The following is a 10,328-nucleotide window of genomic DNA, read 5'->3' on the forward strand; positions in this document are numbered from 1 at the left end:
TCTTCATTGGGTGTTAAACACTTTACGCCAATATGTGCCTTGCCGGTAGCTAGCCTGTAGAATAATCGTTTAAAGCAGGGGGTTCGCTGTTCCAGCGACAAAAAAACAGGGCACTATTTTTTTGGCTAAGCACAACTTACATCATTAAACTTGATGCCTCAGGTAAGTGTAGCAGGAGCAATGAGCTATTTTCAACTGCGCGCCGGTTTTTTCCAGGAGCTTAGCCTAAGCTAAGGTGACTGGAAAAAGGCATAGCGTGGGAAGGCAAGCGCCATTTTGACCCTCCAATGCCCCCCGGCGGATCAAGTCTAATTATTGTTGGTATATTTGTTGCCTGCATACGGGCCGCAGGCCCGGGTGCTGTAAAAAAGGTATCTTTGGCACCGAAAGACACAAATCGGAGGCATAGCATCCAATTTTACTAGGGTCTTCGTAGTTTAAACTATTGGAAGGAAACATTGGGCGGCTCTTTCAAATAATAGCAGCGGCAGCCTGGCCTCCACTAGTTGTTATTGTCAAAAAAGCGGGCTGTGGGAAAAAAGGCCTGCTTCCCCCGGATCAGCCGGGGAATTCACTCAAAAAGCAAGCAATTTGAAATTCACAGCATTTGGTTTTGAGCCCTCACTGGAAGAAGGGCTGCAGGCAATGGGGTTTGAAGACGCAACACCGGTACAGGCTCAAGCCATCCCACCTATATTAGAAGGCAAAGACGTGCTCGCCTGCGCACAGACGGGCACCGGCAAAACGGCTGCATTTCTGCTGCCTGTGCTCAATCAGTTGAGCAAACTGCCGGAAGACGGAGTGAAGGCCATGATCATTGAGCCTACCCGCGAGCTGGCCATGCAGGTCGATCAGCAGTTGGAAGCCTTGTCTTATTTTACCGACATTTCGTCCATCGCCATCTATGGCGGCCGGGATGGGCATGCCATGGAACAGGAGCGGCGTGCACTAAAGCGGGGCGCAGGCATTATTGTCGCTACCCCAGGGCGGTTGACTTCCCACCTCGATATGGGCTACGTAGACCTCAGCAAGCTGGAGTTCCTCATCCTCGACGAGGCTGACCGCATGCTCGATATGGGCTTTGCTCCAGCCATTATGAATATTGTGCACAAGCTGCCCCTCGAGCGGCAGAACCTGCTGTTTTCGGCCACCATGCCTCCAACTATCCGGAAGTTCGCCCGGCAGATCCTTCGTGCAGACCCCGTAGAGATCAGCATTGCTATTTCTAAACCAGCCGAAAATATCCTACAGCTGGCCTATGAAGTAGAAGACCACGCTAAAATCGCATTGACAGAGAAAGTGCTTGAGACCAACAAGCGCCTCGAAAGGGTCATTATCTTCGCTGGCCGCAAAAAGACGGTCAAAGACCTCGCTACTGCCCTCAAACGAAAAGGGATTTCGGCAGGGGCTATCCACTCTGACCTCTCGCAGGAAGAGCGCGAGCAGCAGCTGCACGATTTCAAAAGCGGGAACGTGCCGGTCATTGTTGCTACAGACGTGCTCTCCCGGGGTATTGATATTAAAGGCATCGATGCGGTCATCAATTTTGATGTGCCCCAAGATGCTGAAGACTATGTGCACCGCATTGGGCGTACTGCAAGGGCGGAGGCTTCAGGCATGGCTTTCACCTACATCAACGGGCAGGACATCCGCCGTTTCAAACGGATAGAGGATCTGATTGAACGCAAAGTACAGCGCCTGCCCCTTCCGGAAGAGCTCAAAGATGCCAAGCCCGGCCCACGGAGGAGCGGCGGCAGCCACAGCGGCCGCGGCGGGCACCGCAAAGGTGGCGGCAACAGGCGCTCAGGAGGGAAAAGCCCAAGACGGGATAAACGCTAACAGGGCTGCGGTGGCCATCCAGGCAGGCAGACAAGCTGCGGCCTCTACTTGGGGGAGCCGGAGGATATGTTTACCTTTATGGGCATATCATTATGAAAATCATACCTGCCCACGCTTTATATGAACCCGAAATCTGTTGCTCATATCCTGCTTTTTGTTGTAGCGGCCCTCGCCGGGGCCGCAGCAGAAGCTCATGGGCAAGCCAACCCTTTCGACTTGTCGCCAAGGCTGCCGGAAAAAACAGCAGCAGCCTTGCCTGAGCAGGAGGCAGCGCCCGGCAATCCATTCGACATTACCGTCCCAAGCCAAAAGGCGGCAAGGCAGCAGCCCCAAGCACAGCCGGTGCAGAAGATGGCCCCCGCTGGCAGTGAAAAAAAGGGCAGCCGCACAACCGCACAGCAAGCTAGCAGCCGTATGCTGCTCATCGTGCACCTCTCTGTAGCTTTGCTGATCACCATACTCGTCACTTTTTTCCGCCCCCACCTCGGGCGGGCATACCGGGCTTTCCTAAACGACAACCTGCTGGCACAGCTTCAGCGCGAGCGCGAAAGCGGCGGCGGGCTGCCGTACTACCTCTTCTATGGGCTGTTTATGATCTCAGGAGGGCTCTTCCTTTATTTGCTGGCTACCTATTTAGGGTATGCTATTGCGCCTGCCCCCCTGGCAAGCCTGGCTTGGGCGGTTTTTGCCGTCGCAGCTTTCTTCCTGGCCAAGCACCTCGTACTCGGCCTCATTGGGTATATCTTTCCGGTAAGCAAGGAGGTGGCGCTTTACAGCATGACGATCATTACCTTCAACCTGATATTGGGGCTCTTCCTCGCAGCAGGCAATGTCCCCTTGGCTTATGCAGGGGAAGAACTGCAGCCGTTCATCGCTTATGGCCTGCTTGCCGTCGTCGGGGCCGTGTACCTCTTTATGTCGCTGAGAGGTTTGTTTATCGGCAGCCGTTTTTTAGCCTTTCACAAGTTCCACTTTTTGTTGTATATTTGCACCGTTGAAATCGCACCTGTTCTCATACTGGCCCGGCTGATTTCTAGCTAGTTAAAGCAGCACGGAGCCAACGTTCAGGAGCATTCGCCTGCCGCTGTACATAAGCGTAGACCGTGGCTTTGGCCACAGCGGGCAGTACCGGATGAGGTGCTTCCAAGTACTCAAAAATTGTTGTTGAATGGCAGCAAACGGACAAGCTCAGGAAGAATCTTACAAACCTGTCAAGACCATCTTGATTTCTCAGCCTAAGCCTGAGCGATCTCCTTACTATGAGCTCGAACAAAAATACGGGCTCAAAATTGATTGGCGGCAGTTCATCCATGTAGAAGGGGTGCCGGCAAAGGAGTTCCGGAAGGCGAAAGTCAAGCCCGATGAGTACACAGCGGTGATTCTTACCAGCAAAAACGCGATAGACCACTACTTCCGCATCTGTGATGAGATGCGCATCAAGGTCTCGCCGGACATGAAGTACTTCTGCCTCTCAGAAGCTATAGCCAATTACCTGCAGAAATTTATCGTCTACCGCAAACGCAAGGTCTTTGTTGGCAAGCGGACCATCCAAGACCTTGGCCCTGCACTCAAGAAACATAAAAAAGAACGCTTCCTGCTGCCCTGCTCCAATTTGGGCGCTAAGCAGGTCTCTGCTTACCTCGAAGAGCAAAAATTCGACTGGCAAGACGCCATGATGTACCAAACGGTCAGCAGCGACTTGTCTGACCTCAGTGACGTCACCTACGATGTCCTGGTCTTCTTCAGCCCGCTCGGCATCAAATCACTGTACGAAAACTTCCCAGACTTTAAGCAGAACGACACCCGCCTGGCTATTTTCGGCAACTCGACCGGCAAGGAAGTCGAAAAACAGGGGCTGACCATCAATATCAAAGTGCCGGCACCGGGCGTTACTTCCATGGCCACCGCATTGGAGCTCTACCTTCAGAAGTCTAATAAGGGTTTGTAACCATCGGGGGCGTGCCAAGCCTGTTTCTTAACGGGGGATCGCGCTGCCAAGTGCCTCTGCAAATATTGCCAAGCATAAACCCGGTTTTTGCTTTGGGGCCTTCCCCCGGCCTGAAGGCCAGGTGCCGCTATGCTACGGGGCTCGCTATCCGCTCGGCCCTATCGGGCTTAACACCCCTTCGCAGCGCTAGTCCGGTGCCATCATAGGGCCAATCAGGGGGGCGTTCTTTTCTCCATTACGAGCATTGCCCACTGAGCATACGCTCTAAGTAAAGCTAGCCGTGCGGCCACCCTCCCAAAACCATTACCGTGCATCTCGGGTTAATCATTTCATGAAACAAGACCGACTCATTCTGGCCCTGTCCGATGAACTTCAGAAGCAGCTGCCCGGCCAAGAGGCACAATACCAAATGGCGCACGGCGTCCGCCAACGGGTAGCCCCTCCCCCTGCCAATGCCCGTCAGGCAGGTGTGATGGCACTCTTTTACCCTGTGCCAACTGAAGGTTGGCACCTCGTCTTCATTGAGCGTCAGCGTTCTGCCAACAATCCCAATGACCGCCATGCAGGGCAGATCAGCTTCCCGGGCGGCAAGCATGAGCCGGAAGACCCTTCTATGGAGTATACCGCCTTGCGGGAGACCGAAGAAGAAGTAGGCGTCGACCGCCAATCCGTGACGGTGATCGGGAAACTGACAGAGCTCTATATCCCGGTGAGCAATTTTCTGGTCCACCCCTATGTAGGCATCGTAGAGCGCCGGCCGCAATTCGTGCCAGACCCGGCGGAGGTGCAGCGCATCCTGGAAGTGCCCTTTGGGCACCTTCAACACCCAAAAGCCCGGCAGCGGACCGACCTCGAGCTGGCGCAAAACCTTATCCTTAAAGGGGTGCCTTACTTCAACGTGGGCGGTAAGGTCCTGTGGGGCGCTACCGCTATGATGGTTAGCGAATTGGTGGCCGTAGCAGAACGTGCCATGGCCCGCTACTGAGGCAGCATGCCTTTCGCCCGGCCTGAACGGCAGGGCGAAGAGCGGTGGGGCAGACCGGGCTAGCGCCACAAGCACCGGCTTGTAGCTGCAGGTGTTGATCCTATCCTTCCTCCCCTTCCCTGCATTTGCCTAAAAGCCGGAAGGCGAAGTCCTCCAGCAGGCGTTCCACTTTTGAAAGGTCGCCATCCTCCAGCTCGATATCTGTGAGCGAGGGCAAGTGGAGGGCAAAGTAAATGTGGTTGTTGGCCATCTCCAGCAAAGTGCTCGCCAGCGCCCGGGGGTATGGGTAATCCGGGTTGATCTCCTTTGCGATAGCCGCAATACGTTTGGCCAAGCTTTTGTAAGTCAGGAAAAAGCCCTGCTTGTTCTCCTCATCTACTTCTTTGGTATGGTAAGCCTTGGTCGCCTCAGCTACAACAATGCGGTGAAGTACGTCTTCGTCAACGAATTCAATAGAGGTATTGCGCCGGGAGGTATCCACGATGGAAGAAATGGCGATGCGGAGCTTTTGGCAAGGGTCTTCTATGTTCATGGTGTTGAACTCAATACGGAACTTCATCCACTCCCAATACCAGCACAGCAGGTAGACCAGCAGCTTATGTTTGTTTTCGAAATAGCGGTAAACGGAGGCTTCTGTCGACTGTATACGCTCCGCTAATTTTTTGAACGTGAATGCCTCAAAACCTATTTCGTCAATCAATAGGATACTGTACTGAATGATCCGCTTCCCCAGTTTGGTCTCCTGCGGGTCCTTGAGGTAAAGGTTTTCGTTCAGCTTCATCTGTATAGAAATCGACATGCCGTTGCGTTTTTGCTCAGTACCTATTTGGGGATACTGTCCTTAAAATTAGCTGTGCAATTTAAGAAGATAGTTTTACTTCGCTCAACTTAAGTACCCCTCTGGCCACTTAAATGCATCGGCTCCGGCGGGCAAAGAGCCTGGCAGGTGAGCCCAATGGGGCCAGCACACCTAAATGAAAATACCCGAAAAAGGTTGAGTGGGCGCCGCCCCATGTAATCTACAAGAGCAGCCTTTGCACAAAATTAAGCGCTTGCTTGAAGCAGGTTTGTTCTGAAAATCAATGGCTTAGGCCCGACTGGCCGGCAGGGTCTTGGCGAAGCCGCCACACTTGAGTTTAACGGGCAATATGAAAATTCAGTGAGGAAGATAGGTTTGTAAGGTGTTGATTTCCAACAATGAAAAGCTGTAGGCGTGCGCTAAGGTAAGACAGGCTGTGCAGCGTAAAACCACGCCCCCTTAGGTTTGTTATACATTCTATTGGCCAGCCACCAAGCTAGTCATGCCCAATTTTTGTAATTTCGCAGCGCTTTTAACCAATAAAACCACCTATGCAAACCGTCGAAGCCTACCAGCCACAGCATAAAGTTCGGATTGTGACGGCTGCGTCCCTGTTTGATGGCCACGATGCGGCCATCAACATCATGCGGCGCATCCTCCAAAGCTCTGGAGCAGAGATCATCCACCTCGGGCACAACCGCTCTGTACGGGAGATTGTCGAAACCGCCATCATGGAAGATGCGCAGGGCATTGCCATCACTTCCTATCAGGGCGGCCACAACGAGTTCTTCAAATACATGTACGATCTGCTCCGCGAAAAAGGGGCTGGCCATATCAAAATCTTCGGCGGCGGCGGCGGCACCATTTTGCCCGAAGAAATCGAAGAGCTGCACGCTTACGGCATCAACCGCATTTACTCCCCCGATGATGGCCGCCAATTGGGGCTACAGGGCATGATCAACGACCTCCTGCAACAATGTGATTTCCCGGTAGGGGGGCACCTCAACGGGGAGCTCCGCCGCTTCAAAGAAAAAGACCCGCACGCCTTGGCGCGCATGATTTCCGCAGCAGAGAATTTTCCGGACGACAACCGCGAATGGCTCAGCCAGCTGGCCAGTGAGGCTTCCGCCAAAAACATACCCGTATTAGGCATTACCGGTACCGGCGGTGCAGGCAAATCGAGCCTTGTGGACGAGCTCGTGCGCCGTTTTCTCCTCGACTTCAAAGACAAGACCATCGGCATCATCTCGGTAGACCCCTCCAAGCGCAAAACCGGGGGCGCCCTGCTTGGTGACCGCATCCGCATGAATGCCGTGAGCAACCCCACTGCCGAAGGCCGGGTGTATATGCGCTCCCTGGCCACCCGTCAGTCCAACCTCGCCCTCTCCAAACACGTACAGGCTGCTGTAGACATCCTCAAAGCTGCTCAATATGACCTGATCATCTTGGAAACCTCCGGCATCGGGCAGTCGGATACTGAAATAGTAGACCACTCAGACGTTTCCCTCTACGTGATGACCCCAGAATACGGTGCCGCTACGCAGCTGGAAAAGATAGATATGCTGGATTTTGCGGATGTCATCGCCATCAACAAGTTTGATAAACGGGGCGCTCAGGATGCACTGCGGGATGTCAAAAAACAATACCAGCGCAACCATCAGCTCTTTGGGCAGCCGGTAGAGCAGATGCCTGTGGTCGGCACCATCGCTTCCCAGTTCAATGACCCAGGCATGAACCGCCTTTACCGTGTCCTGATGGATGTGCTGGCCGAGCGCACGGGCGCTGCCCTGCGCTCCGACTTCCTGGCCAGCGACGAGGCCAGCGAGAAGATTTTCATTATCCCCCCAAAACGGGTGCGCTACCTTTCCGAAATATCGGACAGCAACCGCAACTACGACGAATGGGTAGAACGGCAGGTGACGGTAGCCCGTCAGCTCTTTGGGCTGCAGGAGTCGATCAAAGCCTTGGAGTGTCAGGAAGGGCTAGGCGATACTTCTGCCACAGTGGAGGCGCTCAAGGCCGCTTACGCAGAAATTGAGCTCGGGCTGGATGGCATCTGCAAGCGTATTATCGAGACTTGGGAGGAGAAAAGGCAGCAGTACACTGCTGACGAGTTCATTTATAAAGTCCGAGAGCGGGAAATCAGGGTGCCTACCTTTACGGCCTCCCTTTCGCACTCCCGCATCCCGCGGGTAGCCCTGCCCAAATACAAAGATTGGGGTGAAATCCTGCGTTGGAGCTTGAGGGAGAACGTGCCTGGTGAATTCCCTTACACGGCAGGAGTGTTCCCGTTCAAGCGCAAAGGGGAAGACCCTACCCGTATGTTTGCCGGGGAAGGTGGGCCGGAGCGGACCAACAAGCGCTTCCACTACCTCTCTGAAGGCATGCCGGCGGCCCGTTTGTCTACAGCCTTCGACTCGGTGACCCTCTATGGGGAAGACCCCGGCTACCGGCCAGACATCTACGGCAAAATCGGCAACTCAGGGGTAAGTGTCTGTTCTTTGGATGATGCCAAAAGGCTCTATTCTGGCTTTGACCTCTGCGACCCCAAGACTTCGGTCTCTATGACCATCAATGGGCCCGCAGCGGCCATCTGCGCATTTTTTATGAATGCGGCTATCGATCAGCAGTGCGAGAAGTACATCCGCGAGCATGGGATGGAAGGGCAGGTAGAAGCCAAGCTCAAAGCGCTGTACGACGACCGCGGGCTGCCACGCCCTACTTACCGGGGCGGCCGCCCGCCCACCAACGATGGCCTCGGCCTAATGCTGCTCGGCCTTACCGGCGATCAGGTACTGGAGCCTGAGGTATACGAAGCGCTCAAAGCAAAAGCGCTTTCTGCAGTGCGGGGCACTGTGCAGGCGGATATCCTCAAGGAGGATCAGGCCCAGAATACCTGTATCTTCTCCACAGAGTTCAGCTTGAAGCTCATGGGCGATGTGCAGGAGTATTTCATCTGGAACAAGGTCCGGAACTTCTATTCTGTTTCCATTTCAGGCTATCACATTGCAGAAGCCGGGGCCAACCCCATCACGCAGCTGGCCTTTACCCTCGCCAACGGTTTCACTTTCGTGGAATACTACCTCAGCCGGGGGATGGATATCAACGACTTTGCCCCCAACCTGTCTTTCTTCTTCTCCAATGGAGTAGACCCCGAGTACGCAGTCATCGGCCGGGTAGCCCGCCGGATTTGGGCAAAAGCCATGAAGTACAAGTATGACGCCAACGAGCGGTCTCAAAAGCTCAAGTACCACATTCAGACCTCTGGCCGTTCCCTCCACGCGCAGGAGATCAGCTTTAATGACATCCGGACTACCCTGCAGGCACTGTATGCCATTTACGACAATTGCAACAGCTTGCATACCAATGCCTACGATGAGGCCATCACTACGCCTACAGAAGAGAGCGTGCGCCGGGCTGTCGCCATTCAGATGATCATCAACCATGAGCTGGGGCTGGCCAAGAATGAGAACCCTTTACAAGGGGCGTTCATCATCGATGAGCTGACCGACCTCGTGGAGGAGGCGGTGCTCATGGAGTTCGACCGCATAACAGAACGGGGCGGAGTGCTGGGTGCCATGGAGACCATGTACCAACGGGGCAAAATACAGGATGAGAGCATTTACTATGAGACCCTGAAACACACCGGCGAGCTGCCCATCATTGGCGTTAATACTTTCCTCAATAAGGAGGGTTCGCCGACGGTACGCCCGGGGGAGGTCATCCGTGCCAATACGGATGAGAAAGAAGCTCAGATAGAGGCCCTGAAACAGCTGCAGCAGGCCAACGCTCAAAAAGCGGAGCAGTGCCTGCGCGATTTGCAGCTCACCGCAGTGCAAAATGGCAATATGTTCGGCCAGCTGATGGAGGCTGCCAAGTACTGCTCTCTTGGGCAGATCACCCACGCGCTGTACGAGGTAGGCGGCCAGTACCGGCGCAATATGTAAACGCCTGCTCTTGCAAGTTGTATCAGGGGCTGAGCGCCAGCCCCTGATACCCTCCTTATCCCAAGTTTATCGGCAGCCCTTTGTAGTCGCTGATAAACTGAATGACGTTGGGCAGGTGGCCAAACTCCTCTGCCTTGTGCGTGGTGGTGACCACCACAAGCGGGCTCCCTGCTCTTGCTGCAGCTTCTGCCCCGGTGGGGCTGTCTTCAAAAATGATGCACGCTTCTACCGGCAGGCCAATGCCTTCTGCCACCAATTGGAAGATTTCCGGGTCAGGCTTGCCTTTCTTTACATCGCCGGCGTGGCGCACAGCACCGAAATAGGGGCGTAGCTGCAAGGCATCCAAAACAAAGTCGACATTTTCAGCTGGGGCTGCCGTGCCAATGCCCATAGGCAAGCCTGCTTGGTGGAGCTGCTGCAGCACTTCCGGCAAACCATCGATCAGCCGCAGCTCATCTTTGAACCCCTCGCGGTACTCGGCTTCTTTGGCGCGGGCATAGCGCCGGCGCTCCTCTGCAGTAAACCGCCCCTCAAATAACCGGGCCAAGATTTCTTCGTTCACGCCATGAATCTGTTGCCGTACCTCTTCCAGGGTCATCTCCAGCCCCATTTTTTGCAGCTGCCGCTGCCAAGCCCGGTGGTGGGCCATCATATTATCTACCATAGTGCCGTCCATGTCAAAAATGAGCCCGCGGGCGGTGGTGCCAAATAGGGAAAACGTCATAAGCTGAAATGATTTGTGGGTAAAGGTAAACAATGAGCAGTATAACGGGCGTGAACCAAAATGCCGGAGGCGTTTATGCTTTTCGG

The 10,328-nt window shown here is 54.4% G+C and carries 7 protein-coding genes; 5 read left to right on the plus strand and 2 right to left on the minus strand.

Features of this window, described 5'->3' with window-relative positions:
* The first annotated feature begins 591 nt into the window (after positions 1–591).
* From FRY97_RS20940 to FRY97_RS20955, 4 genes are all read left to right on the plus strand, one after another.
* Entirely contained in the window at positions 592–1,839 is a 1,248-nt protein-coding gene (locus FRY97_RS20940) for a DEAD/DEAH box helicase (RefSeq protein WP_170254812.1), read from the plus strand.
* Positions 1,840–1,959: 120 nt separating this feature from the next.
* Positions 1,960–2,880, plus strand: a complete 921-nt coding sequence (locus FRY97_RS20945) for a DUF4271 domain-containing protein (protein ID WP_147169578.1) — start codon at positions 1,960–1,962, stop codon at positions 2,878–2,880.
* Between the two features lie 127 nt (positions 2,881–3,007).
* Positions 3,008–3,787, plus strand: coding sequence for a uroporphyrinogen-III synthase (locus tag FRY97_RS20950; protein ID WP_147169579.1), 780 nt, complete (start codon positions 3,008–3,010; stop codon positions 3,785–3,787).
* 331 nt (positions 3,788–4,118) lie between these two features.
* Positions 4,119–4,772, plus strand: a complete 654-nt coding sequence (locus FRY97_RS20955) for an NUDIX hydrolase (RefSeq protein WP_147169580.1) — start codon at positions 4,119–4,121, stop codon at positions 4,770–4,772.
* A gap of 100 nt (positions 4,773–4,872) precedes the next feature.
* Here the strand turns inward: FRY97_RS20955 and FRY97_RS20960 are convergent, their stop codons facing one another.
* Positions 4,873–5,571 (minus strand): TetR/AcrR family transcriptional regulator, encoded by a 699-nt coding sequence (locus FRY97_RS20960; RefSeq protein ID WP_147169581.1) that lies wholly within the window; start codon positions 5,569–5,571, stop codon positions 4,873–4,875.
* Between the two features lie 551 nt (positions 5,572–6,122).
* Between FRY97_RS20960 and FRY97_RS20965 the strand changes: the two genes are divergently transcribed.
* Entirely contained in the window at positions 6,123–9,518 is a 3,396-nt protein-coding gene (locus tag FRY97_RS20965) for a methylmalonyl-CoA mutase family protein (protein WP_147169582.1), read from the plus strand.
* Between the two features lie 55 nt (positions 9,519–9,573).
* On the opposite strand, the gene FRY97_RS20970 is transcribed toward FRY97_RS20965, so the two are convergent.
* The coding region (locus tag FRY97_RS20970; RefSeq protein WP_246141876.1) for an HAD family hydrolase at positions 9,574–10,328 on the minus strand (755 nt) is incomplete at its 5' end.

Source organism: Phaeodactylibacter luteus, from assembly GCF_007993045.1.
Classification (GTDB): domain Bacteria; phylum Bacteroidota; class Bacteroidia; order Chitinophagales; family Saprospiraceae; genus Phaeodactylibacter; species Phaeodactylibacter luteus.

Excerpts from the sequence above, each read along its gene's own strand:
- FRY97_RS20945 (WP_147169578.1), top strand. The coding sequence starts at position 1,960 with ATGAACCCGAAATCTGTTGCTCATATCCTGCTTTTTGTTGTAGCGGCC.
- FRY97_RS20965 (WP_147169582.1), top strand. The coding sequence starts at position 6,123 with ATGCAAACCGTCGAAGCCTACCAGCCACAGCATAAAGTTCGGATTGTG.
- FRY97_RS20950 (WP_147169579.1), top strand. The coding sequence starts at position 3,008 with ATGGCAGCAAACGGACAAGCTCAGGAAGAATCTTACAAACCTGTCAAG.
- FRY97_RS20960 (WP_147169581.1), bottom strand. The coding sequence starts at position 5,571 with ATGTCGATTTCTATACAGATGAAGCTGAACGAAAACCTTTACCTCAAG.
- FRY97_RS20955 (WP_147169580.1), top strand. The coding sequence starts at position 4,119 with ATGAAACAAGACCGACTCATTCTGGCCCTGTCCGATGAACTTCAGAAG.